We start from the raw sequence: 26,329 nt of genomic DNA on the forward strand, positions 1-26,329 counted from the left end.
CGCATCAGCGCAGGGCGTGAAAATCCTGCCCCAGCGATCCGGGGGCGGTGCCGCCCGCGCGGCGGCTGAATTTTTGGCGCGCCGAAATCGCCACCAGCACGATGATCGTGGCCAGATAGGGCGCCATCGACAGCAGTTGCACCGGCACCCGCACGCCTGCCGCCTGCAGGCGCAGTTGCAGCACGGTGACGCCGCCGAAAAGCCAGGCTCCGGCCAGAACGCCCGGTGCCGTCCAGTTGGAAAAGACCACGATGGCAAGCGCGATCCAGCCCGCGCCGGCGGTCATCCCTTCGGTCCATTGCAGCACGGTCGCGACCGAGATGAAGGCCCCGCCGATCCCCGCCATGGCCCCGCCAAAGGCGATTGCGGCAAGGCGCACCCGCCGCACGTCATAGCCAAGCGCATGGGCCGCGTCGTGGTTTTCCCCCACGCCGCGCAGGATCAGCCCTGCGCGCGACCGGTTCAGGAACCACCAGATCGCGGGCACCATCGCCAGCCCCAGCCAGACGATCCAGTTGAGGCCCAGCGGCCCGGCGGTCATCGTGGGTGCCCTCACCCCCTCGACCGGCTTGCCGAACAGCGCGGCAAGGCCCAAGCCGAACAGGGTCAGCGCCAAGCCGGATGCGACCTGGTTCGACATCAGGAACTGCGTCAGGATCGTGAAGGGCAGGGCGACCAGTGCCCCCGCCAGCGCCGCCACGGCAAAGCCAAGGAAGGCATTGCCGCTGTAATAGGCAGTGGCAAAGCCCGACAGGGCGCCCACGATCATCATCCCCTCGACCCCGAGGTTCAGGACGCCCGCGCGTTCTACGACCAGTTCGCCCAAGGCGGCGAACAGGATCGGGGTCGATGCGGACAGAAGCAGCAGGAACAGGGCTATGGGGTCGATCATCATGCCGTGGCCCTTCTGGTGATGCGGTAACGGGTCAACAGGTCGAAGCCCAGAAGGAAGAACAGAAGCATCCCCTGGAAGACCTGCACGGTCGCGGCGGGCAGGTTCATCGTCAGCTGCGCCAATTCCCCGCCGATATAGGTCAATGCCAGCAGCAGCCCCGCCAGCAGGATGCCCACGGGGTGCAACCGGCCCAGGAAGGCCACGATGATCGCGGTGAAGCCATAGCCGACGCCGACCTTGTCGGTGATCTGGCCCGCCGGGCCCGCGACCTCGAACAGTCCCGCCATCCCGGCAAGCGCGCCCGAGAGGCCCAGGCAGAAGGCCACCAGCGTCTGGGGCTTCACGCCAGCAAAGCGCGCGGCGCGGGGGGCGATGCCTGCCGCGCGGATGTGGAAGCCACGGATATGGCGCGACATCAGGAACCATGTCGCCAGCACGGCTGCGGCGGCCGCGACCACGCCCCAATGCGCGCCGGTCCCGGCGATCAGTTCCGGGTTCGAGGCGGCGGGATATTGCTGCAGGTTGCGCGATCCAGGCATCCCGAAGCCCTCGGGGTTTTTCATTGGCCCGAAGGCCATCCAGGCGGCGATGCGCTGCGCGACATAGACCAGCATCAGCGACACCAGGATCTCGGACGCGCCGAACCAGTTGCGCAGCAGGGCCGGGATCATGCCCCAGGCCCAGCCGCCCAGTGCGCCCGCGATCACCATGGCGGGGAAGATCCACATCTCGGGCGCGGGATAGGCGGCAAGGGCGACGGCGGCGCCGGTGATGGCGCCGATGATGTATTGCCCCTCGGCCCCGATGTTCCAGATGCCTGCGCGAAAGCCCACGGCAAGGCCCGAGGCGATCAGGATCAGGGGCGCGGCCTTGACCAGAAGCTGGGGGCGGGAATAGCCGGCGGCAGGCCCGAACAGCGGATCCCAGAAGATGGTGCGGATCGCGGCCACCGGGTCATAGCCCATGATCGCGAACAAAAGCCCGCCCGCCAGCATTGTGGCCACCACCGCCATGACCGGAGTCGCGATCTGCCAGAGGGCCGAGGTTTCAGTGCGCGGGACAAGGCGGATCATAGGTGGGCCACCTCCATCCCGTGGGCGCCGCCCAGCATCAGGCCGATCTGGTCCAGGGTCAGCCCATCTGTTGGGACGGGGGCGGAAAGGCGGCCTTCGTTCAGCGCGCAGAAACGGTCGGAAAGTTCCAATATCTCGTCCAGGTCTTGGGAAATCACGATCACGCCCGCGCCCTTGCTCGCCAGATCCAGCAGCGACTGGCGCACGGCTGCGGCAGCGCCCGCATCGACACCCCAGGTGGGCTGGTTCACCACCAGCACGCGGGGGGCCTGCATCACCTCTCGGCCGATGACGAATTTCTGCAGGTTGCCGCCGGAAAGGGCCTTGGCGGCGGTGCCGGGGCTGGGGGTGCGGACGTCAAAGGCGCGGATCACGTCCTGCGCAAAGGCACGGGCGGCGGCGCGGTCGATCAGCCCCATGCGGACCAACCCCTTGCGCGCGCCCGCCGTCAGCAGGGTGTTGTCGGTCAGGCTGAAGTCGGGAACGGCGGCGTGGCCCAACCGATCTTCGGGTGCGGCCAGAAGGCCCGCACAGCGCCGCGCCTCGGGGCCGAGGCGGGACAGGTCGGCCCCTTCCAGCAGGATCGTGCCGGGTGCGCTGCGCATCTCGCCCGACAGGGCCGCCAGCAATTCGTCCTGGCCGTTGCCCGCGACCCCGCCGATGCCCAGGATCTCGCCCGCGCGCAGGGTCAGGGCGACGGATTTGAGCGCCGTGCCTTCCGCCGTGGGGGCGGGCAGGGACAAGCCCTTGACCTGCAACAGGACCTCGCCCGCTTGCCGTCCGCTGCGATCGATGGGGCGCATTTCGCCGCCCACCATCATCGCGGCTAGCGTCCGGGCCGAATGGGCGCGCGGATCGCAACTGTCCACCACCCGGCCATGGCGCAGGATCGTGGCGCGGTCGCAATGGGTGCGGATTTCTTCCAGCTTGTGGCTGATGTACAGGATCGCGGTGCCCTGGTCCGCCAGCTTGCGCAGGGTCGCGAACAGCAGTTCGGCCTCTTGCGGGGTCAGGACGCTGGTCGGTTCGTCCATGATCAGCAGGCGCGGGTTCTGCAGCAGGCAGCGGATGATTTCCACCCGCTGGCGTTCGCCCGCGGACAGGGTGACGACGCGGCGCGCGGGGTTCAGGGGCAGGCCGAAGTCGTGGCTAACCTGCGCGATCCGGGCGGACAGCTCGCGCCGGGGCGGCGGGTTCTCCATCCCAAGGGCGATGTTTTCCGCGACCGTCAGGGCGTCGAACAGCGAAAAATGCTGGAACACCATCGCCACGCCGGCCGACCGTGCGGCGCGGGGGTCAGTCGGCTGGTGCGGCTGCCCGTTCAGCAGCATTTCCCCATCGTCCGGGCGGATCAGGCCATAGATCATCTTGACCAGCGTCGATTTGCCCGCGCCGTTTTCGCCCAGCAGGGCGTGGATTTCCCCCGTTGCGACCGCAAAGGACACATCGTCATTGGCGCGGACGCCGGGATAGGATTTGCCGATCCCCCTGGCCCGGAAAACTGCCGCGTCGGTCAAACTTTGTCCCCTTGGTCAAATCCTTACCCATGCTTATCGCGCAAGTGACGCCAAGGGCAATTGCGCTGTTTCGGCAGGTTGCGATAGATGTCTGACCATGCCCGCGAAAAATCCCCGATTCATCCATCTCCGCACACATTCCGAACATTCGCTGCTGGAAGGTGCCATTCCTGTGGGCAAGCTGCCCGGTCTGGCCGCGGATGCGGGGATGCCCGCCGTGGCGCTGACCGACACGAACGCCATGTTCGCGGCGCTGGAATTCAGCGTGAAGGCGATGGACAAGGGCGTCCAGCCGATCATCGGCTGCCAGATCACCCTGCAGGACGGGGCGACGGGGCCGGTGGTCCTTCTGGTGCAGAATCAGGCAGGCTGGCTGAACCTGATGGCGCTGTCGTCCTGTCTTTACCTGCGCGACGGCGGCGCGCTGCCCCATGTCACCGTCGATGAACTGTGCAAGCACGCCGAGGGCCTGATCTGCCTGACCGGCGGTCCGACTGGGCCGCTGGCCTGCCTGATCGCCCAAGGGCAGCGCGACAAGGCCGATGCCCTGGCCGACCGGCTGGCCGCGGCCTTTCCGACCCGGCTTTATGTCGAACTCCAGCGCCACCCTGGCGAGAACGGCCAACTGATGCCCGCCGAGGCCGCGTCCGAGGCCGGGCTGATCGAGCTGGCCTATGCGAAGTCGCTGCCGCTGGTCGCCACGAACGACGTTTATTTCCCCAAGGCCTCGATGTTCGAGGCCCATGACGCGCTGATCTGCATCGCCGAAAAGGCCTATGTGGACCAGTCCCAGCCCCGCCGCCGCCTGACGCCGCAGCATTACTTCAAGTCGGCCGAGGAAATGGCCGTGCTGTTCGCCGACCTGCCCGAAGCCCTGGACAACACCGTCGAGATCGCCCGCCGCTGCGCCTTTGCCGTCAAGAAGCACGCCCCGATCCTGCCCAGATTCGCGGATGACGAGGTCAGCGAATTGCGCCGCCAGGCCCGCGAAGGGCTGGAACGGCGGCTGAAGGTCATTTCCCATGCAGTAAGCGTCCAGGAATACCACGACCGCCTGGATTTCGAACTGGGCATCATCGAGCAGATGGGTTTCCCCGGCTATTTCCTGATCGTGGCGGACTTCATCGGCTGGGCGAAGCAGCACGACATCCCGGTGGGGCCGGGGCGGGGGTCGGGCGCGGGGTCGCTGGTGGCCTATGCCCTGTCGATCACGGACCTGGATCCGCTGCGCTATTCGCTGCTGTTCGAACGCTTCCTGAACCCGGAACGCGTGTCCATGCCCGACTTCGACATCGACTTCTGCATGGACCGGCGCGAGGAAGTGATCCGCTATGTCCAGGGCAAATACGGGGCCGACAAGGTGGGCCAGATCATCACCTTTGGTGCGCTGCTGTCAAAGGCCGCCGTACGCGACGTGGGCCGCGTGTTGCAGATGCCCTTCGGCCAGGTGGACCGCCTGTCCAAGATGATCCCCCTGGAAGGCGTGAAGCCCGTCAGCATCGCCAAGGCCCGCGCGGACGAACCCCGCCTGCGCGAAGCCGCCAAGGAGGAGGTCGTCAAGCGCCTGCTGGATTATGCCGAGCAGCTTGAAGGGCTGTACCGCAACGCCTCCACCCATGCGGCGGGCGTGGTGATCGGCGACCGGCCGCTGGACCAGCTTGTGCCGCTGTACCGCGACCCGGCCTCGGACATGCCGGCCACGCAGTTCAACATGAAATGGGTCGAGGCCGCCGGGCTGGTCAAGTTCGACTTCCTGGGCCTCAAGACGCTGACGGTGATCCAGAACGCGGTGGACCTGATCAATGGCGGCGGGCGTCCGCTGCACGTCGCGGCGGACGGGCGGGTGCTTTACGATCCGGCGCCGGGGACGGAGAACCAGATCAACCTGATCCCCCTGGACGACAAGGCGACCTATGACCTGTTTGCCAGCGCCAAGACGGTTGCGGTGTTCCAGGTGGAATCCAGCGGCATGATGGACGCGCTCCGGCGCATGAAGCCCACCTGCATCGAGGACATCGTGGCGCTTGTGGCGCTGTATCGTCCCGGCCCGATGGAGAACATCCCGACCTATTGCGAGGTCAAGAACGGGCTGCGGGAACTGGAATCGCTCCATCCCAGCATCGACCCCATCCTGGCGGAAACCCAGGGCATCGTCGTCTATCAGGAACAGGTGATGCAGATCGCGCAGGTCATGGCGGGATACAGCCTTGGCGGCGCCGACCTGTTGCGCCGCGCGATGGGCAAGAAGATCGCCAGCGAGATGGCCAAGGAGCGTCCGAAGTTCGTCGATGGCGCGGTGGCAAACGGGGTGGATCCCAAGAAGGCGGGCGAGGTTTTCGACCTGCTGGAGAAATTCGCCAACTATGGCTTCAACAAGTCGCACGCGGCGGCCTATGCCGTGGTCAGTTATCAGACCGCTTGGCTCAAGGCGAACCACCCGGTCGAGTTCATGGCCGCAGTGATGAACTGCGACATCCACCTGACCGACAAGCTGGCGATCTACAAGCGCGAATGCGACCGTATGAGCATTGCCATCGTGCCGCCTTGCGTGAACCGATCTGCCCCCACCTTCAGCGTGCGCGAAGGCCGCATCCATTACGCGCTGGGCGCGCTGAAGGGCGTCGGCGTCGAGGCGATGAAGCTGATCCACGAGGCCCGCGGCGACCTGCCCTTCCGCGACATCCATGACCTTGCACGCCGCGTGGACATGAAGCGCGTGGGCAAGCGCCCACTGGAAATGCTGGCCCGCGCGGGCGCCTTCGACGTGCTGGACGACAACCGCGCCCGCGTGGTCAAGGGTCTGGACGCGCTGTGCGCCTGGTCGGCGGCGGTGCAGGACCAGGCGGCCTCCAGCCAGACCTCGCTGTTCGGCGGGGGCGAGGATCTGCCGCCACCGCGCGCGCCCATCACCGGCGTCTGGCTGCCCACCGAAAAGCTGGCCGAGGAACACAAGGCCGTGGGTTTCTATCTGTCGGGCCATCCCCTGGACGATTACTTGCCCGCCTTGAAGCGCAAGAAGGTGATGACCCTGGCCGAGATCAGCCAGGAGGCCTTGGGCGGCCCATTGGTCGCCAGCATCGCGGGCACGGTCGCCGCGCGCATGGAACGCAAGTCCGCCAAGGGCACGCCATACGCCTTTGTCAGCCTGTCCGACCCGACCGGACTTTACGAGGTGACTGTATTCTCCGACCTGCTGACCGCCTCCCGCGATCGGCTGGAGCCGGGACAGAACGTGGTCTTGCAGGTCAAGGTCGAACCCTCGGGCGACGGGGTCAAGATGCTGGCGAATTCGGTCGCAGCCATGGAGGACGTGGTGGCCGACGCGGGCGCCGGCTGCCTTGCGGTCGAGATGCAGGGCGCCGACACCATCGCGCGCATCGCCGAAACCCTGGCCCGCATCCGGACCGAGATCACGGTTCCCGCCCGGTCGCGCGGCCCCGTCCTGTTGCGCATCCGCGAAGGCGACGAGGTGATCGAGATCGAGGTGGCGAACGACGCCCCTCTGACCACGCCCGCCCGCCAGGCCCTGCGCGCGGTCCCCGGCGTTTTGGACGTGGTCGAGGAATAGGCCCCTAGGCAAATGTTCGCCTTTCGTGCTAGTCCTGTGAAAACGGAAAAAGAGGCGGGCATGAGGGTTCTGGGCATTGATCCGGGTTTGCGGAACATGGGCTGGGGCGTGATCCAGGTCGACGGATCGCGCTTGCGTCATGTGGCGAACGGAGTGATCCAGACCGATGCGGGCGATCTGGGGGTGCGGCTTTTGCAGCTTTACCGCGGATTGACGGCAGTGATCGCAGCCCATGCCCCTGACGCCGCGGCGGTCGAGCAGACCTTCGTGAACAAGGATGCCGTGGGCACGCTGAAGCTGGGACAGGCGCGGGGCATCGCCCTCTTGGCCCCGGCCGAAGCTGGGCTTGCTATCGGCGAATACGCCCCCAACGCCGTCAAGAAGACCGTCGTGGGTGTGGGCCACGCAGGCAAGGAACAGGTGCAGCACATGGTCAAGGTCCAGCTTCCCGGCGTTACCTTCGACAGCGCGGACGCTGCCGACGCCCTAGCCATTGCCATCTGCCACGCCCGCCACCTTCAAGGCCGTAGCCTACGCATCGTGGAGCGGTCCGCATGATCGGGCGCATCGCCGGGATCATCCTGCACCGGGCGCGCGATCATGTCCTGATCGACGTGCGCGGCGTGGGCTATATTGTCCATGTCAGCGACCGCACCGCCGCCAGCCTGCCGCCGGTAGGGCAGGCGGTGGCCCTTTATACCGACCTGATGGTGCGAGAGGATCTGCTGCAACTGTTCGGCTTCCCCTCGATGCTGGAAAAGGAATGGCACCGTCTGCTGACGGGCGTGCAGGGGGTCGGCGCCAAGGTGTCGCTGGCGATCCTCAGCACGCTGGGGGCCGAGGGGCTGGGCCGGGCCATTGCCCTGGGCGACTGGGCCTCGGTCCGGCGGGCTAACGGGGTGGGACCAAAGCTTGCCCAGCGGGTGGTGCTGGAACTGAAGGACAAGGCGCCCTCGATCATGGCGCTTGGCGGGACGCTGAGCGTGGACATGGGCGTCCCGGCGGTCGATACCGATGCCGTCATCGAACCCACAGGCGCCCCCGCTGCCAGGCCTGCCGCGCCGTCCGATGCCATGCTTGCCGCCCGCGCCACCGCCGACGCGCTGTCGGCCCTTGCCAATCTGGGCTATGCTGCCAGCGAGGCGGCCCAGGCCGTGGCCGAGGCGCAGGCGCGGGAACCCACGGCCCAAACCCCTGCGTTGATCCGCGCGGCGCTGCGTCTGCTGGCGCCAAAGGAATAAGGGGGCGCTGATGCACGGGAACGCAAAGGTCTTCATGCTGATGGCCGCCATGACCGCCCTGGTCATGGCGCTTGGCTGGATGCTGGGCGGGCAGGGGGGCGCGGTGATCGCGCTGCTGCTGGCCGGCGGGATGAACGTCTTTTCCTGGTGGAACAGCGACAAGATGGTCCTGCGCCAGCAGGGCGCGGTCGAACTGTCGCCGGGGCAGGGCGGCGATCTGTACCGCATGACCGCCGAACTGGCCCGACGGGCGGACCTGCCCATGCCCAAGCTGTATCTGCTGCCGACCGACCAGCCGAACGCCTTTGCCACCGGCCGCAATCCCGAGAATTCGGCCGTCGCGGTGACCCAAGGGCTGGTCCGCACCCTGTCGCGCGATGAAATTGCGGGCGTGATCGCGCATGAACTGGCCCATATCAAGCACCGCGACACGCTGACGATGACCGTCACGGCGACCATGGCGGGGGCCATTGCGATGATGGGCAACATGATGCTGTTCACCGGCGGACGCGACGACCGGGGCGGCGGCCTGGGCGCGATCCTGGCGATGATCTTCGCGCCCCTGGCCGCGATGATGGTGCAGATGGCGATTTCGCGCGCGCGGGAATTCGAGGCCGATGCCACGGGTGCGCAGATCAGCGGCCAGCCGCAGGCGCTGGCCTCGGCGCTTGCGAAGATCTCGCAGATGGCGGGGCGCACGCTGAACATCCCTGCGGAAAAGAATCCGGCGGCGGCGTCCATGTTCATCGTCAACCCGTTGGGCGGGCTGCGCATGGACCGCCTGTTCGCCACCCATCCCGCGACCGAGGATCGGATCGCCCGGCTGATGGCGATTGATGGCGGCACCCGCGAACGCCCCTCGTCCATCCCGCGCAGCGGGGGGCAGGACGACGGCCCTTGGGGGCGCGGATGATTCAGCCCGACCCGACCCTGCGCCCCGAACCGATGGACGGCGAATCGGAAGACCGCGCCCTGCGGCCGCAGATGCTGTCCGAATTCGTGGGCCAGGCCGAGGCGCGCGCCAACCTGCGCGTCTTCATCGAAAGCGCAAAGATGCGCGGCAAGGCGATGGACCACACGCTGTTCTTCGGCCCGCCGGGATTGGGCAAGACCACCTTGGCGCAGATCATGGCGCGCGAACTGGGCGTGAACTTCCGCATGACATCCGGGCCGGTCTTGGCGCGGGCAGGGGATCTGGCGGCGATCCTGACCAATCTGGAAGCCCGCGACGTGCTGTTCATCGACGAAATCCACCGCATGAACCCGGCGGTCGAGGAGATCCTGTATCCGGCGCTGGAGGATTTCGAACTGGATCTGGTGATCGGCGAAGGCCCTGCGGCGCGAACCGTGCGGATCGAGTTGCAGCCCTTTACCCTGGTGGGCGCGACGACGCGGCTGGGCCTGCTGACCACGCCTCTGCGCGACCGTTTCGGCATCCCGACGCGGCTGGAGTTCTATACCATCGCCGAACTGGATCTGATCGTGCAGCGCGGCGCGCGGTTGATGGGCATCCAGGCCGACCCCGACGGGACGCGCGAAATTGCCCGTCGTGCCCGCGGGACGCCCCGGATTGCCGGGCGGCTGCTGCGCCGGGTTGTGGACTTCGCCCTGGTCGAAGGCGACGGCCGGTTGACACGCGAAATCGCGGATACAGCCCTGACCAGGCTTGGCGTGGACGACCTGGGCCTGGATGGCGCGGACCGGCGTTACCTGATGCAGATGGCCGACCATTATGGCGGCGGTCCGGTGGGGGTCGAGACGCTGTCGGCAGCCCTGTCCGAAAGCCGCGACGCGATCGAGGAGGTGATCGAGCCTTATCTGCTGCAGCAAGGCCTGATCGCCCGAACCCCGCGCGGGCGGCAGTTGACGGCAGGCGCCTGGCGGCATCTGGGGCTGGCCGCCCCGGCATCGCCTTCGCAGGCCAGCCTGTTCGACGGCTGACATGGCAAGGGGGCTTTGCCCCCCTTCCCTACGGGACTCCCCCAGGATATTTGCGGTCCAATGCAAAAGGAACACGCCCCATCCCGGACAGGGTCATGGGCGTCCCTGCCTGTACCGTAAGGCCGGGATGCCGCCGAAGAATCGAGAAATCGCTTGCGCGGCTGCTAGGGACAGAAAATATCCTGCTGCCTCAGGGCGTCAATCCGTCGGGGTCGGCAAGGCCGTTGGCGCGGGCGGTTGCGGTCAGGGTGTTTGCCAGCAGGCAGGCGATGGTCATCGGGCCGACACCGCCCGGAACCGGGGTGATCGCGCCTGCAACCTGACTTGCGGCATCGAAATCCACATCGCCCACCAGGCCGTCGTCGCTGCGGTTGATGCCCACGTCGATGACCGTGGCGCCGCGCTTGATCCAGTCACCCGCCACGAAGTTTGCCCGACCCACGGCGGCCACCACGATATCGGCCTGACGGCACAGGTCGGGCAGGTTTGCCGTGCGCGAATGGGCCACCGTTACCGTTGCGCTGTCGCGCAAAAGCAGTTGGGCCATGGGCTTGCCGACAATGTTGCTGCGCCCGATCACAAGGGCGTTCTTGCCCGACAGGCTGCCCAGGTGATCGCGCAGCAACATCAGGCAACCCAGCGGCGTGCAGGGCACCATCGCCTTTTGCCCCGTCGCCAGACGCCCGACATTCAGGATATGGAAGCCGTCCACGTCCTTGGCAGGGTCGATCGCGTTGATGACCGCCGCCTCGTCCATGTGCCGGGGCAGGGGCAACTGGACCAGGATGCCGTTCACGGCCGGATCGGCATTCAGACGGGCGATCAGCGCCAGCAGGTCGGTCTGCGAGGTTTCGGCAGGAAGGCGGTGTTCCCAGGAATTCATGCCGACTTCGTGGGTCATCTTGCCCTTGGACCGGACATAAACCTGGCTTGCCGGATCCTCGCCCACCAGCACCACGGCCAAGCCGGGGGTGATGCCCCGAGCCTTCATCGTTGCCACCTGCGCGGCGATGCGGCTGCGCAGGTCGGCTGCAAAGGCCTTGCCGTCGATCAGTTTGGCGGTGATGGGCAGGGATGCGGTCACGGGCGGTCTCCGTTCAGAAAGCGATCTTCCTGCGCAATGGCAGCTTCGACCAGTTGCCGCCAGATATTCTGGATCAGCGCGGGATCCAGTCCGCGCGATGCGGCATGGCGGCCTGCATTTGCGACAACTTCCTCGACCCGGTCGTCGATGCGGGCGGGAAGGCCGATCCGTTCCTTGATCCGGGCCGCCTGAGCGATCAGGGCGTGGCGCCGCGCCAGAAGCGTGATCAGCTGTTCGTCCACCGCGTCGATATGGCTGCGCAGCGTTGCCATGTCCGAAATGTCGTCGATCTGCATCGGACCCTCCATTCAATGGGCAGGGGGATGCACCGGGCCGCATCGAGGTGCAAGACGTAAAGAAAACCCCGGCGCGTTGGCCGGGGCTTTGGGTGTCATGCGGGGGCGGGATCGCCGCCCGGAGCAGGCTTGCCCGCCTTGGGGATCGCCGTGACCGAAGGGATCAGGCTGCTGGGCGTGTCGTCGTCGCCGCCAAGCGGTTCGCCCCGCAGGATCTTGCCGATCTCCTCGCCCGTCAGGGTTTCATATTCCAGAAGGCCCTGGGCCATGCGTTCGAATTCGGCCTCTTTCTCGACCAGGATGCGATAGGCTTCCTGATAGGCTTCCTCAATCAGGTCGCGGACCTCCTGTTCGATCAGCTCCTTGGTCGCCGCCGAAATCGAGAAGCCCCCGGTCGAGCCGTTATAGCCCTCGTGCGCCTCGGCATAATCGATATTGCCGACCTTGTCGGACATACCCCACCGCATCACCATGGCACGGGCCAACTGGCTGGCCTGCTGGATGTCTCCGGCGGGGCCGTTCGACACGCCTTCCTCGCCATACTTGATGATCTCGGCGGCCTTGCCGGCCATGGTCATGGTCAGCTTCTGCTTGGCCTCGTCCTTGTGGAAGTTCAGGCGGTCCATTTCGGGCAGGGACACCACCATCCCCAAGGCGCCGCCGCGCGGGATGATCGTCGCCTTGTAGACCGGGTCGCACTTGGGCAGCGACAGGCCGACCACGGCGTGACCGGCCTCGTGATAGGCGGTCTTTTCCTTCTGCTCGGGCGTCAGGACCATGCTGCGGCGTTCGACGCCCAGCATTACCTTGTCCTTGGCATTCTCGAAATCTTCCATGCTGACAAAGCGGCGCCCGATACGGGCGGCCGTCAAGGCAGCCTCGTTCACCAAGTTCATCAGGTCGGCACCCGAAAAGCCAGGCGTGCCGCGCGCGATGATTCGCAGGTCCACGTCGGGGCCGACGGGCACCTTGCGGGCATGGACCGACAGGATCTTCTCGCGGCCCTTGATGTCGGGGTTGGGTACGTGGATCTGGCGGTCGAACCGGCCGGGACGCAGCAGGGCCGGGTCCAGCACGTCGCGGCGGTTGGTCGCGGCGACGATGATGATGCCTTCGTTCGCCTCAAACCCGTCCATTTCGACCAGCAACTGGTTCAGCGTCTGTTCGCGTTCGTCGTTGCCGCCGCCGATCCCCACGCCGCGCGCGCGGCCAACCGCGTCGATCTCGTCGATGAAGACAATGCAGGGGGCGGATTTCTTGGCCTGCTCGAACATATCGCGGACGCGGGACGCACCGACGCCCACGAACATTTCCACGAAATCGGACCCCGAGATGGTGAAGAAGGGCACACCAGCCTCGCCCGCGATGGCGCGGGCCAGCAGCGTTTTACCCGTGCCCGGAGGGCCGACCAGCAGCGCGCCTTTCGGGATCTTGCCGCCCAGGCGGCTGAATTTCTGCGGATTGCGAAGGAATTCGACGATTTCCTCCAGTTCTTCCTTGGCCTCGTCGATGCCCGCCACGTCGTCAAAGGTGACGCGGCCATGCTTTTCGGTCAGCAGCTTGGCGCGCGACTTGCCAAAGCCCATCGCGCCGCCTTTGCCGCCGCCCTGCATCCGGTTCATGAAGAAGATCCAGACCCCGATCAGCAGGATAAAGGGCAGCCAGACGCCCAGCAGCGACATGAAGCCCGATTGCTGCTGGGGCGTGACCTTCACATCGACGCTTTTGGCGATCAGGCGGTCGGCGATATCCTCGCCCTGGGGGCGGATGGTGGCATACTGGTTGCCATCCGTGCCGGTGACGGCCAGTTCCTCGCCATCGATGGTAACGGCGGCGATCTGGTCGTTATCGACCCGCTGGATGAAGTCGGAATAGCTGATCTGCCGGCTGTTCATGGTCGTCGCGCCGTCGCTGAACAGATTGAACAGCGCCAGGATCATCAGAAACAGGACGACCCAAAAGGCCAGGTTGCGTGCATTGCCCAAATTGGACCTCCGGCGGAAAGCGGTTTGGCTTGAAAATAGGGATTATCGGCGCAGGTTCAATGCGCCATGACAAGCCTGCGGAAATCTGACGCATCCCGGACCGGCCGCAGGTCATAGGGCGCCATCGGTCGGATCAGGGGTGCGGCCACCAGACGGTCGCCTTCCCAGACAGCAGGGCTGGCGGCAGCCTCGTCCCGGGCAAGGCCCGCCAGGCGCCACTTGACCCGGGCGACCTGGCCCAGGCCAAGTGCCGCGACGTGCTGCCCGGGCTTCAGGCCGCTGATCTGCCAGCGATTGTCCCAGATGCCGTCAAGGGCGTCGGGCGCGCGCAGGGCGGCAGCGGTTTCGCGAAACAAGCGGATGCGGTCGCCCGAAGGTTCGATCAGCGCACCGTCCAGCGTGACCCGGTGGCCCGTGGCAATGGCCTTCAGCGCGTGCAGCACGGTATTGCGGCGGGCCGGGTAATCGGCCCCGGTGATCCAGCGGCAGGCTGCCACGATCAGGCGGCGCCGAATTTCGGACGGGGCATCGCCATAAGCGCGGCGAGGCAGGGTCAGGCTGCCGTCCCGGGCCACGGCTTCGCGCGCCGCATGGGCCGCGTAGTGGGACAGGGCGTCCCGCGCCTCGTGGATATGATTGGCGGCACGGGCCAGGGCGGGGACATCCAGGCCCATGGCGTCGATGGCCTTGCGAATGCGAATGCGGTCGAAGTCGTCGTTGTCGTTGCTGGGATCGTCGATCCAGCCGATGTCGCGCGCGCGCAGCCAGTCGCGCAGATCCTTGCGTCCCGCCCCCAGCATCGGGCGAAGCCAGCGGATGCCGAAGCGGTCGCGCCATTCCGCCATGGAGGCAAGCCCGTCAATGCCCGATCCCCGCGCCAGCCGCATCAGCAAGGTTTCGGCCTGGTCGTCCGCCGTGTGGCCAAGCGCCACGGCAGAAAGGTTGTTGCGCTGCGCCCAGCCTGACAAAAGCCGCAGCCGGGCGTCGCGGGCATTGGCCATCAGATTGCCGGTTTCCGTGCCGCGCTGCCACAGCAGCGTGGCATGGGGCAGACCCAGAGCACGCGCGGCCCGGGAAACCTGCCGCGCCTCGGCGGCGCTTTCCGGCCGAAGACCGTGATCGACGGTGGCAACCATGATCCGGCGGCCACGCGCCCATTCGGCGACCATGTGCATCAGGGCGACAGAATCGCCCCCCCCCGAGATCGCGATTCCCATGGCGGGCAAGTCGCCCGCCAACCGGTCCAGCGCGGCGTGAATGCAAAAGGCCGGATCGGCGGGGGGCAGGGTCATGGCCGCGCTATTGGTATTCGGCCAAATCGCCCCCGGGATCGGCGGCATCGGCGGCCGGCAGGGCGCCCAAGTCGTTGCTGCCGCAAGCAAGCCGGCTCAGCCGAGTCTCGGCCTCGGTCGCAAAGGGGGATTCGGGAAAGCGGGCAGGGATCTCGGCCAGATACAGGCAGGCCGCAGTTGCATCCCCGTTGCCCTCGATCATCCGGGCGATGCCCAACAGGCTTTCGGCGGCGCGCGGGCCATCGGGATCGGCTGCAAAGCCTTCCAGCCAGGCGGCCGCGGCGCCTTGGGTGTCGCCTGCGCTGTCCAGGGCCGCGCCTCGCAGGAACAGCGCCTCGGCGGTCAGGGTGCCGCCGGCATGGGTCTGGGCAACCGCGCCGAACATATCGGCGGCCCGGCGGAAATCGCCGCTGGCCATGACCTGGCGGGCGGCATCGAAATCGGCCTGTTCGCCCACGGATGCGGGCTTGCCGCTTTGGGGGGGCGTTTGCGGCGCGGTCGGCCCACCCGTCACGCGCCCGGGCTGCGGCGTGGTCAGGGCGGACAAGTCGCAGGTTTCGTCCATCTCGCACAGGCGGAATTCGAGGTCGGCGATGCGGCGCTGGCTATCGGCCGTGATGCGGTCGATGCGGTTTCCCAACTGCTCGGTCCGGTCTGTCAGCCGCGCCAGGCGCTGTTCCATCGCGTTCATGCGGTCGATGGCGGCATCCCCGCCTGCCGCCTGAAAGCCCTCTGCCCCCGATGCGACCAGTTCGGACCGCAGCGATTGCAACTGGCCGCGAACCTCGGTCAGTTCGGCCCGCAGATCGGCCAGCGTCGGCTCCTCGGCAAAGGCAGGCCAGGCCACCGTCACGGCCAGGGCGGCTGCGGCGATGGCGCGGATGATCACGATCCGGCCCCCGTGGCGCTGACCACAGTCACGGCGCGGCGGTTGTTGGCATAGCAGGCCTCGTCCGAGCAGACCTCTCGGGGGCGTTCCTTGCCAAAGCTCAGCGTGCGCAACCGGTCCGAGGCCACTCCCTGCGCGATCAGGTATTCCTGGACCGAACTGGCCCGGCGCGCGCCAAGGGCCAGGTTGTATTCGCGGGTGCCGGTTTCCTCGGCATGGCCCTGGACCACGGCAGTGAAATTCGTGTGGCGGTTCAGCCACTCGGCCTGGCGGGCCAGGATGCCGCGCGCCTCGGCCGTCAGGGCGGTCTGGTTCGCCGCGAACAGCACCGTATTGCCGACGGTGGTGTTGAAATACTGCGCCGTCGCCTCGGCCCCCAGGGTGCCGCCGGCCAGATCGCCCTGATACAGCGCGCCCCCGTCGGCGCTGGCATAGGGGTCCATCACGGTCTGCGTGACCGGCGGCGCGGGCTGCGCGCAGGCGGCAAGGGACAGCAGCAGAACAACGGCAGCGGGCTTTTTCCAGGCGATCATCGGGCTATCCTTCCGGCGCGGTGCTTCAAGGCATCAACGGACCCCAAGAGGGATCCGAGGCGGCAAAGTCAAGGCTCAGCGGTCGCATATTGCGCCCGGTGATGTCTACCGAATGCAGCTTGGGCTGGCCGTTCCCGCCCGGCGCGACCCGCGTGAACATCACGACGCGGCCATTGGGCGCCCAGGTCGGGGACTCGTCAAGGAAAGATCCGGTCAAGGTCTTTTCGCCCGACCCATCTGTCCGCATCGTGGCGATGTGAAACTGGTTGCCGACCTGCTTGGTGAATGCGATCAGGTCGCCCTTGGGCGACCAGGCGGGCGATCCGTAACGCCCGTCGCCAAAGCTGATCCGTGTCGGCTCGCCCCCGTTCACGCCCACGACATACAGCTGCGGATTGCCCGAGCGGTCGGATTCGAACACGATCCGCTGCCCGTCGGGGCTGAAGCTGGGGGCAGTGTCGATGGCGGGCGACTGCACCAGCGCCCGTTGCGCGCCCGATGCCGCATCCATCAGCCAGATGTCGGTATTGCCGCCCTGTTCGCGGGAATAAGCGATCCAGCGTCCATCCGGGCTGAACCGGGGCGAGAACGCCATGCTGTTTGCGTCCTGCGTCAGCGCGCGGGACGCAACCGTCGCCACCTCCATCACGCGGATTTGCGGAAAGCCGCTGTCAAAGCTGGTGTAAACCAGCCGCCGCCCGTCGCGCGAAAATTGCGGCGCCAGCACCAGGGACGAACTGTCGGTCATCCACAGAATGTTCTGGCCGTCGTAATCCATCACCCCGATGCGCTTGATCCGCGCGTCCTTGGGACCGGTTTCCTGCACAAAGGCCACGCGGCTGTCGAAATAGGGCTGTTCCCCGGTCAGCCGGGCATAGATCTGGTCGGCGATCTTGTGCGCGGCGCGGCGCCAATCGCCCGCACGGGCGTCGAACTGCATCCCGTCGCCCTGCGCCTGGCCTGCATAAACGTCGAACAGTCGGAACTTGACGCTGATCGCATCGCCCGCCTGCGTCACCTCGGCCGCGACAAGCGCCTGAGCGTTGACCGCGCGCCAGTCCTCGTAGGCGATCGCCTCGCCAAAGCTGCCAGGGCGGGCGACCTGCGCATCGCGCGGGATTTCCCGGAACAGGCCCGTGCCGGTCAGGTCGGCCGCCACCACGTCGCGGATACGCCCCGCCACCTCGGCATCGCCGTGAAAGGCAGGGATGGCGATCGCCATCGGTTCGGTCACGCCGTCGGTGATCTCGATCTTCAAGGGCCCGTCTTGAGCCAGGGCGGGCAGGGCGGTCGATGCGGCGGCAAGGGCCATCGACAGAGTCAGGGTCAGCGTCCGAAGCATCATATCCTCATCATCCTTGCGACGGGGCCGGGAATCCGGCCTCAGTCAAATCCGATTCCGTCGGGGCGAAACTCGACCACGACATCGCGCCACCGGCTGTATTTGTCCAAGGGCAGCGGAAAGCCCGCGCCCCCGCACATCATAATCGCGCGCCGGGCCACTTGAAAGGCATGGTCCGCCCCGGCCTCGGATCCGCCGTGGTGACCCGCGACCCGCAGGCTGGCCTCGATGGGGCGGCCATCGGCGGTCATGCTGAAGGCGACCGAGACGGACATCCCCGAGGCTTCGACCGACAGCGCGCCCTCGTTCCAGCATTGGCGCAGCGCGGTGCGAAAGGCGTCCCGTTCGGCCAGCGACAAGGGCTGGGCCTGGGACAGGCCGGACATATCGATGCCGTCCAGCGGCGTCGGGCGAATGGTGGACGGGGCAAGCTGCATCGGTTCGGCAAGATTGCCCTGCGTGGCATCAGCGCTGTCGCCTGCACCCGCCATCGCCCCCGCCAGGGCCGCGGCCAGGGGATCCTGCGTGGCCGAGGCGCCGGAGCCGCCGTCGATCATCTGGCTATTGCCACCCACGGCATCCCCGGTCGAGGCGGTGTCGGTCCCGTCCGCCCCGGCCGTGCCATCCTGTGCCTCGCGCAGCGCATCTTCCAGGTCCTGCTGGCGCGCGGCCTCGGCAGCGGCCTGTTCCCCGGCCTCGCGCTCGGCTGCAAGCCGGCGCTGCTCTGCTTCCCGTTCTGCTTCCCGTTCTGCGGCCTCGGCAGCGGCCCGACGTTCTTCCTCGGCCTCGCGCTCCGCTTCGGCCCGACGTTCTTCCTCGGCGGCCCGTTCCGCCTCGGCCTGGCGCTCGGCCTCGGCCCTCCGATCAGCGTCAGCCCGTCGCTCGGCTTCTGCCTGGCGTTCGGCCTCGGCCTGCCGCGCCTCCTCGGCCAGACGCTCGGCTTCCCGTTCCTCTGCCGCACGCCGTTCGGCTTGCTCTGCCTCGCGGGCCGCAGCCTCACGGCGTTCCTCGGCCTCGCGTTCGGCATTGGCCGCGCGGCGTTCTTCCTCGGCGCGGGCCTCCGCCGCGCGCTGTTCCTGCGCGTCGCGTTCAGCCTGTTCCGCAGCTTCACGACGTTCGGCCGCCGCGCGGCGCCGAGCCTCGGCCTGCTCGGCATCGGCTTGCCTTTCCGCCTCGGCCTGCCGCTCGGCCTCCTCGGCTGCGGCCTGTTCGGCCCGCCGCGCTTCCTGGGCGGCCTCGCGTTCTGCGGTCAGGCGGCGTCCAGCGGCCTCGGCCGCGGCTTCGGCCGCAGCCTCGGCGGCACGGGCAGCCTCGGCGGCGGCCTGGCGTTCAGCCTCTTGCCGGGCCAGACGGGCGTTGCGCTGTTCGATCAATCCTTCGGGCCGCACGCGGGGCAGGGCCGACCGGTCCAAGGCCAGTTCGGATCGCGGCGCAACCGGTTGGGCGGCCTGATCGGCCGCTGGCGCATCGGGGCGGGCCGGTTGCGTATTCGTCACCGGCACATCCGGTGCAGCCGGCGTGTCAGGCGCGGCATCGTCCGACGCCTGGCTGCCGGCAAGCGCGCCAAGATCGGTGGCCACGGCCACGGGATCACGGCGGGCGAAATCGGACAGGTCGGGCTGGTCTTCCGACCGATCGGGCAGGGCCAGATCCTGCGCGGCAGCCTCGGCATCGGGGGGGCTGGCGGCGGCGGGCGCCTGTGCGGCGTCCCCGTCAGCCACGGGCGCGGGCAGCGCGGCCACAGCCGTCGCATCGCGTCCGACCGGGCCTGCACCCCGTGACGCGGCGGCAAGCGCCTCGAACTCGGCGCCGCTCATGGTGGCCACCTCGGTCGTGCGCAGCGGGGTCGAGGGTTGGGGGCGCAAGAACACCCCGCCCAGGATCGCCCACAGGATCAAGGCGCCATGCGCCGATCCCGAAACCCACCACCCGATGCGGCCCTCGCGGTCCTCCATCGCCCTATCCGTCCATCCTTGGCCCGCCGGTATCCGTCACCAGCACGATATCGGACAGCCCCGCCGCGTTCAGCGCGCCCATCACCTGCACCACGCGGGCATAGGGGATCGCGCCATCCGCGCGCAGGAACACCCGCTGGCTTTCGCGCCCGGCCAGGATTTCGCGCAGCCGGGTGACGATCTGGTCCTGCGCCACCGGCGCATCCATCAGCATCACGTCGCCATCGGCGGGGATCGAGATGACCAGTGGCTCCTCGGGCTCCGTGGGCACGGCGGTGGCGGCGGTCTGCGGCAGGTTCAGCGGCACGCCCGCCGTCATCAGGGGCGCGGCCACCATGAAGATCACCAGCAGCACCAGCATCACGTCCACAAAGGGCGTGACGTTGATTTCCGACATCGGCGCATTGCGCCTGCGTCCCCGGCCCTTGCGGCTGACCCGCTTGACGACGGCGCCCGACATCCTAGGCCTCGTCCATCTGGCGCGAGAGCAGGGTCGAGAATTCGTCGGCGAAGGCTTCCCAGTTCCCGGTCACGCGTTCCGCGTCGCCCGAAAGCTTGTTGTAGAAAACGACCGCCGGGATCGCGGCCAGCAGGCCCAGGGCGGTTGCCAGCAGCGCCTCGGCAATGCCGGGGGCCACGACGGCCAGACTGGTGTCTTGGGACATAGCGATGCCCTCGAACGCCGTCTTGATGCCCCAGACGGTGCCGAACAGCCCGATGAAGGGCGCGGTGGATCCAACGGTCGCGAGGAAGGACAGGCCCCGAAACAGACGCGATTCCTCGCGCTGGATGGCCACGTTCATGGCGCGGTCGATGCGGGCCGTGCCGCCGGGGATCAGCGCGCCATCGTCGCGGTGGCTGCGCCGCCATTCGGTCATGCCCGCGGCGAAGATGCGTTCCGACGCGCCCGAGGGCCGGTCGCCAAGGCGGTCATACAGGTCGTCCAAGGGTTCGCCCGACCAAAAGCTGCGATCGAAGCGGGCGGCTTCCTTTCGGGCCTGCGCAAAGGCAAGGAATTTCTGGATGATGATTGCCCAGGCCCAGACCGACGCGACGATCAGCAGCACCATCACCACCTGCACCGTCAGCGAGGCGCGCGCAAACAGCGCCATCAACGAGAAATCAAGGGCCTGCGCGGCCTGGATCGGTTCCATCTTCACTGCCTTTTCGTCGTGATCCATTGCGGACCTGACCGGCTTCCCGGTCGGTTTGCAGGCCTTCTAGCGCCTTCCTAGCAAAGGTTGCAGCCCCTTGCCGCAACACAATGCCGTCACTTTCAGACAGTGCGGCCCATACGCCTCACCCGGCCGCCAAGGCAGCCGCCAAGGTTCTTGGCAGCCGCGCGGGGCGGCCCCCGGCGTCCAGGCAGGCCAGCGTCACCCGCGCCGTGAACAGCAGATCATCCCCGCGCCGGACGGCCTGTTCCACGACGATCCGCGCGGCGGTCATATGCGAAAGCACCGTTTCCACCGTCAGAAGGTCGTCGAAACGGGCAGGGCGCAGATAGTCCGCCTCGACCCGGCGAACGGCAAAGACATGGCCGCTGGCAACCTTCAGCGCAACCTGGTCGATGCCCCTGTCGCGCAGCCATTCCGACCGTCCGCGCTCGATGAATTTCAGGTAATTCGCATAATAGACGATCCCGGCAAGGTCGGTATCCTCGTAATAAACGCGGACGGACAGTGCGTGCATCAAACGTCCCCCATCCTTGCCGCCAGCCGCAAAGCATGGACCCGGTCCACTGCCGCAACCGGCAGGACCGGATCATAAGCCCCCCGGATCAGCGCCGCCATGGCGGGCGAAGGCGCGATGTCGCGCGCGAATGTCAGCGCGCAGCGCATGAACAGCGCTTCGGCCAACTGCCCCGGATGGCTGTCGGCCAGCCGGCCGCCCATGCGCAGGAACCCCAGGCAGGCGCGGATGCCGCCGTTGGCGTCAAAGCGGAACATTCGGTATTGATCGGCATCGGCACGGGTCAGGCGGTCGGGCAGGTCCGGCGCGTCGGTCAGCCGGCCCAGGTCGGGAATGTCCGCCAGATCCGGCCAATCGCGGACAAAGAACAGCATCAGGTTCGCGCCCATGTCAGGATCCGCATCCGTCAACGGATGCCGCGCATGGGCAAAGCCCGCCCGGATCGCGCCGCGAAAGATGTTCAGGCTTTCATCGGCCAGGCCAAAGATCACCGGCGCCACCGGCCGTCCCCATCGGGCGCAAAGGAATGTTCCGTCAGGACGCGTGAACAGCGCGGCGATTTCATCACTGGTCATGCCTCGCCCTTCATCTTCTTCATGCAAATATCCTGGGGGAGTCGCCGGAACGGCGACGGGGGCAAGGCCCCCGGCGACATTTCCCAAAGGGCGGCGGTTCAGTCGACGATCGTTGCTTCGGTAGCTTTGCGCAGTTCGTCCTCGGTCACGCCTTCCGCGCATTCGACGATCTTCAGTCCACCGGGCACCACGTCCAGCACGCCCAGGTTGGTGATGATGCGGTCCACCACGCCCTTGCCGGTCAGGGGCAGGGTGCATTCGCGCAGCACCTTCGACTCGCCAGCCTTGTTGGTGTGGTCCATGACCACGATCACCCGGCCCACGCCCGCGACCAGATCCATGGCGCCGCCCATGCCCTTGACCAGCTTGCCAGGGATCATCCAGTTCGCCAGATCGCCATTCTCGGCCACTTCCATGGCGCCCAAGATCGCAGCCGCGATCTTGCCGCCCCGGATCATGCCAAAGCTGGTCGCGCTGTCGAAATAGGCGGTGCGGTTCAGTTCCGTGATGGTCTGCTTGCCCGCATTGATCAGGTCGGGATCTTCGTCGCCCTCGAATGGGAAGGGTCCCATCCCCAGCATCCCGTTTTCGGATTGCAACGTGATGTCCTTGTCGCCCACATAGTTGGCGACCAGCGTCGGAATGCCGATGCCGAGGTTCACGTACCAGCCGTCTTCCAGTTCCTGCGCCGCACGCGCGGCCATCTGGTTGCGGTCCCAAGCCATCACGCGGTCTCCTTCTTGCGGGTGGTGCGCTGCTCGATGCGCTTCTCATGCTGGCCCTGCACGATCCGGTGGACATAGATGCCGGGCAGGTGGATCATGTCGGGGTCCAGCGATCCCCGCGGGACGATCTCCTCGACCTCGGCCACGCAGACGCGGCCGCACATCGCGGCGGGCGGGTTGAAGTTGCGCGCGGTCTTGCGGAACACCAGGTTGCCGGTGTCGTCGGCTTTCCAGGCCTTTACGATGGACAGATCCGCCACGATGCCGCGTTCCAGGATGTAATCCTGGCCGTCGAAGGTCTTGACCTCCTTGCCCTCGGCAATAACGGTGCCGACGCCGGTCTTGGTGTAAAAGCCCGGAATGCCGCAGCCGCCGGCGCGCATCCGTTCGGCCAGCGTGCCTTGGGGATTAAACTCCAGTTCCAGTTCGCCCGACAGGTACTGGCGCATGAATTCGGCGTTTTCCCCGACATAGCTGCTGATCATCTTCCTGATCTGCCGGGTTTGCAGCAGCACCCCCAGGCCAAAGTCATCGACGCCGCAGTTGTTGGATGCGACCGTCAGATCCTTGGTGCCCGCATCGCGGATAGCCGCGATCAGCAGTTCGGGGATCCCGCAAAGGCCAAAGCCTCCGGCGGCGATGAACATCCCGTCATGCAGCAGCCCCTCCAATGCGTCGCTTGCCGTGGCATAGACCTTTTTCATCATCCCTCCCCCAAAATGACCGTGCTGCAGATTTGTCGCTTGCGTATCGGGCCAAGTCAATGCGGCGGTGCAGCATGACCGGCCTTGCGCCTTTACCCCGCTGATCGTCGAGGTTTCATCCTGGCAAACGACCGACCACAGGTGGACCCGGTAGCTGCGTCAGATGCCATATCGTCGGGACTGCCTTTCCCTTGTCGCATACGGAAGGCGTTCTGCACGCCACAGGCCTGCAATTGCAGGCGGCTGCACTGGCAGCAATGTTCCTGCCCGGCAGCCTTCATGGCCGGGGCGAGGCTGCCAGCCGTTTTTGGCCAAAGCAGCCGAGGTCTAGCCTCCGGCCGCCTTTTTCGTCGCCTTCTTGGCCGGGGCCTTCTTTGCCGCAGGTTTCTTTGCGGCGGCCTTGGCCTTGGGCGCGGCCTTCTTCTTGGCGGGCGACTTGCCGGCCTTGGCCGCGATCAGTTCAAGCGCCTGTTCAACCGTCAGATCCTCGGGCGACACATCGCGGGGCAGGGTGGCGTTCACCTTTTCCCATTTCACATAAGGACCATAGCGCCCGTTCATCACCTGGATCGCGCCGCCGCCCGGATGATCGCCCAACTCGCGCAAGGGTGCCGCGGCAGCGGCGCGGCCACGCGTCTGCTTGGCGGCCAGAACCTCGACCGCGCGGTTCATGCCAATGGTGAAGACCTCGTCCACATCGGGAAGGTTCGCGTATTTCGACCCGTGCTTTACATAGGGGCCAAAGCGGCCGATCCCGGCCTCGATCAACTCGCCGTCCTCGGGATGGGGGCCAATCGGGCGAGGCAGCGACAAAAGCTGCACCGCGCGGTCCAGATCCAGCGTTGCCGGGTTCCAGCCCTTGGGGATCGAGGAGCGGGCGGGCTTGGGGTTATCCTCGGTCGCCTCGCCCCGCTGGACATAGGGACCAAAGCGCCCGGTCTTGAGGCTGATCAGGACACCGTCATCCTCGCCCAGGATGCGGTCGCCCACGGCCTCCTCTCCGTCGGGGGCGGAAATGGGTCGGGTATATCGGCATTCGGGATAATTGGTGCAGCCGATAAAGGCGCCGCCCGACCGCGCGGTCTTAAGGTTCAGCCGTCCCTTGCCGCAGAGCGGGCATTCTCGCGGATCGCCGCCATCCGCACGCGGAGGGTAGAGGTGCGGGGCGAGCGCGTCGTCGATGGCGTCCAGAACCTCGGTGATGCGCAGTTCCGACGTGCCTTCAAGCGCCTTTGAAAAATCTTTCCAGAACCGCCCCAGCACCTCGCGCCACAACAGGTCGCCCGCGCTGATCTCGTCCAGTTCGTTTTCCAGATTTGCGGTGAAATCATGGCTGACATAGCGCGGGAAATACTTGGTCAGGAAAACCGTGACCAAGCGGCCCTTGTCCTCGGGGATCAGGCGGTTCTTGTCCTTGCGGACATATTCACGGTCCTGGATCGTGGTGACGATGCTGGCATAGGTGGACGGGCGCCCGATGCCCAGCTCCTCCATGCGCTTGACCAGCGTCGCCTCGGTATAGCGGGGGGGCGGCTGGGTGAAGTGCTGTCGGGCGGCCACGGCGGCGCTGTCGTTCAGCAGCAACCCCGGCGCGGATCGCTGTCCGGCAGGGGCGACGGGAACCGGATCGTCCTTTTCGCGGGCCTTGGCGAAATCGGCCTCGAAGGCCTTGCCGACCAGCAGGGCCGTCTCGCCCTGCTGGATCGCGGGCAGGCGGGCGCTGTCCTCGCCGTCATCGTCGTCGCGGCCCTGGTCATAAACGCGCAGGAAGCCGTCGAACAGGATCACCTGGCCGGTCGCGCGCAGGCCGACCTGGTTGTCGGGGCTGGCGATGTCCACCGTGGTGCGCTCCATGCGTGCGGCTTCCATCTGGCTGGCGATAGTGCGCTTCCAGATCAGGTCATAAAGCTTGCGCTGGTCGTCCGCCGAAACCTTCAGCCGGTCGGGCGACAGCATCATGTCGGTGGGCCGGATGCATTCATGCGCTTCCTGCGCGTTCTTGGCCTTGTTCTTGTACATCCGCGGGCTGGAGGGGACATATTTGTCGCCAAACTTGGCGCGGATCGCGTCGCGCGCGGCATGGACCGCCTCGGGCGCCATGTCGATGCCGTCGGTGCGCATATAGGTGATCAGCCCTGCCTCATACAGCCGCTGGGCCGCCGACATACAGGCCTTGGCGCCCATGCCCAGCTTGCGGCTGGCTTCCTGCTGCAGGGTCGAGGTCATGAAGGGCGGCCAGGGGTTCCGCGTCGCGGGCTTGGCGGCAACGCCCGTCACGCGCAGGTCGCGGCTGGCCACGGCGCTGACCGCCATTGCGGCCTTTTCCGCCGTAGGCAGGTCGAAGCGGTCCAGCTTCGCACCCGCCAGCGATACCAGCGTCGCATCGTATTCCGCACCGCCCGGCGTCGCGAGGCGCGCATGGACCGACCAGTATTCGCGGGCTTTGAAGGCCTCGATCTCCATCTCGCGGTCAACGATCAGGCGCAGGCAGACCGACTGCACCCGGCCCGCCGATTTCGCGCCCGGCAGCTTGCGCCACAGGACCGGGGACAGGTTGAAGCCCACCAAGTAATCCAGCGCGCGCCGGGCCAGATAGGCATCGACCAACGGCTGGTCGATCTGGCGCGGATTCGCCATCGCCTCGGTCACGGCAGATTTGGTGATGGCGTTAAAGGTGACGCGGCTGACCCCGCTGCCTTTTTTCAGCGCGGGCTGCAGGGCTTCCAGAAGATGCCATGAAATTGCCTCGCCCTCTCGGTCGGGGTCGGTGGCCAGGATCAGGTTTTGGTCATCCTTCAGCGCGTCCTTGATGGCCTTGAGGTGCTTGCGGCTGTCGGCCGCGACCTCCCATTTCATGGCGAAATCGTCGTTGGGGTCGACGCTGCCGTCCTTGGGCGGCAGGTCGCGGACATGACCAAACGAGGCCAGGACGCGATAGTCGCCGCCGAGGTATTTTTCGATGGTCTTGGCCTTGGCCGGGGATTCCACGACGACGACGGGCATTGTTACCTCAGGGGACCTT

Annotated in this window: 23 protein-coding genes; 5 read left to right on the forward strand and 18 right to left on the reverse strand. The window is 66.9% G+C overall.

Annotation, left to right across the window (positions count from 1 at the left end; all coding sequences use genetic code 11):
- Nucleotides 1-4 precede the first annotated feature (4 nt).
- Genes LZ585_RS03540 through LZ585_RS03550 form a run of 3 tightly spaced genes read right to left on the reverse strand, consistent with a single transcriptional unit; the run spans nucleotide 5 to nucleotide 3,485 of the window.
- Complete coding sequence (locus tag LZ585_RS03540) at nucleotides 5-895, reverse strand: ABC transporter permease (protein ID WP_234855070.1); 891 nt, start codon at nucleotides 893-895, stop codon at nucleotides 5-7.
- Nucleotides 892-1,968, reverse strand: coding sequence for an ABC transporter permease (locus LZ585_RS03545; RefSeq protein WP_234855071.1), 1,077 nt, complete (start codon nucleotides 1,966-1,968; stop codon nucleotides 892-894). Before LZ585_RS03545 ends, LZ585_RS03540 begins: the two co-directional genes overlap by 4 nt.
- On the reverse strand, nucleotides 1,965-3,485 hold the full coding sequence (locus LZ585_RS03550; RefSeq protein ID WP_234855072.1) for an ABC transporter ATP-binding protein: 1,521 nt from the start codon (nucleotides 3,483-3,485) through the stop codon (nucleotides 1,965-1,967). The genes LZ585_RS03545 and LZ585_RS03550 overlap by 4 nt, the downstream gene beginning before the upstream one ends.
- Nucleotides 3,486-3,582: 97 nt before the next feature.
- Here LZ585_RS03550 and dnaE point away from each other — a divergent pair, with 97 nt between their 5' ends.
- Genes dnaE through ruvB form a run of 5 tightly spaced genes read left to right on the forward strand, consistent with a single transcriptional unit; the run spans nucleotide 3,583 to nucleotide 10,235 of the window.
- On the forward strand, nucleotides 3,583-7,053 hold the full coding sequence (dnaE, locus tag LZ585_RS03555; RefSeq protein WP_234855073.1) for a DNA polymerase III subunit alpha: 3,471 nt from the start codon (nucleotides 3,583-3,585) through the stop codon (nucleotides 7,051-7,053).
- 60 nt (nucleotides 7,054-7,113) lie between these two features.
- A complete protein-coding gene (gene ruvC, locus LZ585_RS03560) occupies nucleotides 7,114-7,611 on the forward strand; it encodes a crossover junction endodeoxyribonuclease RuvC (protein WP_234855074.1) in 498 nt (165 codons plus the stop codon).
- Nucleotides 7,608-8,294 (forward strand): Holliday junction branch migration protein RuvA, encoded by a 687-nt coding sequence (gene ruvA, locus LZ585_RS03565; RefSeq protein ID WP_234855075.1) that lies wholly within the window; start codon nucleotides 7,608-7,610, stop codon nucleotides 8,292-8,294. The genes ruvC and ruvA overlap by 4 nt, the downstream gene beginning before the upstream one ends.
- Nucleotides 8,295-8,304: 10 nt before the next feature.
- Nucleotides 8,305-9,207, forward strand: a complete 903-nt coding sequence (gene htpX, locus LZ585_RS03570; protein ID WP_234855076.1) for a zinc metalloprotease HtpX — start codon at nucleotides 8,305-8,307, stop codon at nucleotides 9,205-9,207.
- Nucleotides 9,204-10,235 carry a Holliday junction branch migration DNA helicase RuvB gene (gene ruvB / locus LZ585_RS03575; RefSeq protein ID WP_234855077.1) on the forward strand — a complete coding sequence of 344 codons (1,032 nt, stop codon included), beginning with the start codon at nucleotides 9,204-9,206 and terminating at the stop codon, nucleotides 10,233-10,235. Before htpX ends, ruvB begins: the two co-directional genes overlap by 4 nt.
- A 190-nt stretch (nucleotides 10,236-10,425) precedes the next feature.
- Here the strand turns inward: ruvB and folD are convergent, their stop codons facing one another.
- The 15 genes from folD to topA all read right to left on the reverse strand — a co-directional run bounded on the left by folD (nucleotide 10,426) and on the right by topA (nucleotide 26,310).
- Nucleotides 10,426-11,301: a bifunctional methylenetetrahydrofolate dehydrogenase/methenyltetrahydrofolate cyclohydrolase FolD gene (gene folD, locus LZ585_RS03580; protein ID WP_234855745.1), complete on the reverse strand. Its 876-nt coding sequence runs from the start codon at nucleotides 11,299-11,301 to the stop codon at nucleotides 10,426-10,428.
- A gap of 14 nt (nucleotides 11,302-11,315) precedes the next feature.
- Nucleotides 11,316-11,615 (reverse strand): chorismate mutase, encoded by a 300-nt coding sequence (locus LZ585_RS03585; protein ID WP_234855078.1) that lies wholly within the window; start codon nucleotides 11,613-11,615, stop codon nucleotides 11,316-11,318.
- 95 nt (nucleotides 11,616-11,710) lie between these two features.
- On the reverse strand, nucleotides 11,711-13,600 hold the full coding sequence (gene ftsH / locus LZ585_RS03590; protein ID WP_256445644.1) for an ATP-dependent zinc metalloprotease FtsH: 1,890 nt from the start codon (nucleotides 13,598-13,600) through the stop codon (nucleotides 11,711-11,713).
- Nucleotides 13,601-13,656: 56 nt separating this feature from the next.
- Nucleotides 13,657-14,892, reverse strand: coding sequence for a tRNA lysidine(34) synthetase TilS (tilS, locus tag LZ585_RS03595; RefSeq protein ID WP_234855079.1), 1,236 nt, complete (start codon nucleotides 14,890-14,892; stop codon nucleotides 13,657-13,659).
- Nucleotides 14,893-14,899: 7 nt separating this feature from the next.
- Nucleotides 14,900-15,781: a tol-pal system YbgF family protein gene (locus LZ585_RS03600; RefSeq protein WP_234855080.1), complete on the reverse strand. Its 882-nt coding sequence runs from the start codon at nucleotides 15,779-15,781 to the stop codon at nucleotides 14,900-14,902.
- Nucleotides 15,778-16,314: a peptidoglycan-associated lipoprotein Pal gene (gene pal, locus LZ585_RS03605; protein WP_234855081.1), complete on the reverse strand. Its 537-nt coding sequence runs from the start codon at nucleotides 16,312-16,314 to the stop codon at nucleotides 15,778-15,780. Before pal ends, LZ585_RS03600 begins: the two co-directional genes overlap by 4 nt.
- Before the next feature lie 25 nt (nucleotides 16,315-16,339).
- The gene (gene tolB, locus LZ585_RS03610; RefSeq protein WP_234855747.1) at nucleotides 16,340-17,656 is read right to left on the reverse strand and encodes a Tol-Pal system beta propeller repeat protein TolB; all 1,317 of its coding nucleotides are present in this window, start codon (nucleotides 17,654-17,656) and stop codon (nucleotides 16,340-16,342) included.
- 41 nt (nucleotides 17,657-17,697) lie between these two features.
- Nucleotides 17,698-19,611, reverse strand: coding sequence for a hypothetical protein (locus tag LZ585_RS03615; protein WP_234855082.1), 1,914 nt, complete (start codon nucleotides 19,609-19,611; stop codon nucleotides 17,698-17,700).
- Between the two features lie 4 nt (nucleotides 19,612-19,615).
- Entirely contained in the window at nucleotides 19,616-20,071 is a 456-nt protein-coding gene (locus tag LZ585_RS03620; RefSeq protein WP_234855083.1) for an ExbD/TolR family protein, read from the reverse strand.
- 1 nt (nucleotide 20,072) lies between these two features.
- Nucleotides 20,073-20,765, reverse strand: coding sequence for a protein TolQ (gene tolQ, locus LZ585_RS03625; RefSeq protein ID WP_234855084.1), 693 nt, complete (start codon nucleotides 20,763-20,765; stop codon nucleotides 20,073-20,075).
- Nucleotides 20,766-20,910: 145 nt separating this feature from the next.
- Nucleotides 20,911-21,303 carry a tol-pal system-associated acyl-CoA thioesterase gene (gene ybgC / locus LZ585_RS03630; RefSeq protein ID WP_390625093.1) on the reverse strand — a complete coding sequence of 131 codons (393 nt, stop codon included), beginning with the start codon at nucleotides 21,301-21,303 and terminating at the stop codon, nucleotides 20,911-20,913.
- Complete coding sequence (locus LZ585_RS03635; protein ID WP_234855086.1) at nucleotides 21,303-21,878, reverse strand: hypothetical protein; 576 nt, start codon at nucleotides 21,876-21,878, stop codon at nucleotides 21,303-21,305. Before LZ585_RS03635 ends, ybgC begins: the two co-directional genes overlap by 1 nt.
- A gap of 98 nt (nucleotides 21,879-21,976) precedes the next feature.
- Entirely contained in the window at nucleotides 21,977-22,603 is a 627-nt protein-coding gene (locus LZ585_RS03640; protein ID WP_234855087.1) for a 3-oxoacid CoA-transferase subunit B, read from the reverse strand.
- A complete protein-coding gene (locus tag LZ585_RS03645) occupies nucleotides 22,603-23,307 on the reverse strand; it encodes a CoA transferase subunit A (RefSeq protein ID WP_234855748.1) in 705 nt (234 codons plus the stop codon). Before LZ585_RS03645 ends, LZ585_RS03640 begins: the two co-directional genes overlap by 1 nt.
- Before the next feature lie 327 nt (nucleotides 23,308-23,634).
- Complete coding sequence (gene topA / locus LZ585_RS03650) at nucleotides 23,635-26,310, reverse strand: type I DNA topoisomerase (RefSeq protein ID WP_234855088.1); 2,676 nt, start codon at nucleotides 26,308-26,310, stop codon at nucleotides 23,635-23,637.
- Nucleotides 26,311-26,329: the final 19 nt, after the last annotated feature.

It is taken from the genome of Paracoccus everestensis (genome assembly GCF_021491915.1).
Classification (GTDB): Bacteria; Pseudomonadota; Alphaproteobacteria; order Rhodobacterales; family Rhodobacteraceae; genus Paracoccus; species Paracoccus everestensis.

What these genes read in the sequence shown, in the direction of transcription:
- ybgC (WP_390625093.1), bottom strand. Translation starts at nt 21,303, where the DNA reads ATGCACGCACTGTCCGTCCGCGTTTATTACGAGGATACCGACCTTGCC.
- ruvC (WP_234855074.1), top strand. Translation starts at nt 7,114, where the DNA reads ATGAGGGTTCTGGGCATTGATCCGGGTTTGCGGAACATGGGCTGGGGC.
- htpX (WP_234855076.1), top strand. Translation starts at nt 8,305, where the DNA reads ATGCACGGGAACGCAAAGGTCTTCATGCTGATGGCCGCCATGACCGCC.
- tilS (WP_234855079.1), bottom strand. Translation starts at nt 14,892, where the DNA reads ATGACCCTGCCCCCCGCCGATCCGGCCTTTTGCATTCACGCCGCGCTG.
- LZ585_RS03615 (WP_234855082.1), bottom strand. Translation starts at nt 19,611, where the DNA reads ATGGAGGACCGCGAGGGCCGCATCGGGTGGTGGGTTTCGGGATCGGCG.
- LZ585_RS03585 (WP_234855078.1), bottom strand. Translation starts at nt 11,615, where the DNA reads ATGCAGATCGACGACATTTCGGACATGGCAACGCTGCGCAGCCATATC.
- ruvB (WP_234855077.1), top strand. Translation starts at nt 9,204, where the DNA reads ATGATTCAGCCCGACCCGACCCTGCGCCCCGAACCGATGGACGGCGAA.
- tolQ (WP_234855084.1), bottom strand. Translation starts at nt 20,765, where the DNA reads ATGGAACCGATCCAGGCCGCGCAGGCCCTTGATTTCTCGTTGATGGCG.
- pal (WP_234855081.1), bottom strand. Translation starts at nt 16,314, where the DNA reads ATGATCGCCTGGAAAAAGCCCGCTGCCGTTGTTCTGCTGCTGTCCCTT.
- topA (WP_234855088.1), bottom strand. Translation starts at nt 26,310, where the DNA reads ATGCCCGTCGTCGTCGTGGAATCCCCGGCCAAGGCCAAGACCATCGAA.
- ruvA (WP_234855075.1), top strand. Translation starts at nt 7,608, where the DNA reads ATGATCGGGCGCATCGCCGGGATCATCCTGCACCGGGCGCGCGATCAT.
- LZ585_RS03645 (WP_234855748.1), bottom strand. Translation starts at nt 23,307, where the DNA reads ATGAAAAAGGTCTATGCCACGGCAAGCGACGCATTGGAGGGGCTGCTG.
- LZ585_RS03635 (WP_234855086.1), bottom strand. Translation starts at nt 21,878, where the DNA reads ATGACCAGTGATGAAATCGCCGCGCTGTTCACGCGTCCTGACGGAACA.
- LZ585_RS03545 (WP_234855071.1), bottom strand. Translation starts at nt 1,968, where the DNA reads ATGATCCGCCTTGTCCCGCGCACTGAAACCTCGGCCCTCTGGCAGATC.
- LZ585_RS03640 (WP_234855087.1), bottom strand. Translation starts at nt 22,603, where the DNA reads ATGGCTTGGGACCGCAACCAGATGGCCGCGCGTGCGGCGCAGGAACTG.
- tolB (WP_234855747.1), bottom strand. Translation starts at nt 17,656, where the DNA reads ATGCTTCGGACGCTGACCCTGACTCTGTCGATGGCCCTTGCCGCCGCA.
- dnaE (WP_234855073.1), top strand. Translation starts at nt 3,583, where the DNA reads ATGCCCGCGAAAAATCCCCGATTCATCCATCTCCGCACACATTCCGAA.
- LZ585_RS03540 (WP_234855070.1), bottom strand. Translation starts at nt 895, where the DNA reads ATGATGATCGACCCCATAGCCCTGTTCCTGCTGCTTCTGTCCGCATCG.
- LZ585_RS03620 (WP_234855083.1), bottom strand. Translation starts at nt 20,071, where the DNA reads ATGTCGGGCGCCGTCGTCAAGCGGGTCAGCCGCAAGGGCCGGGGACGC.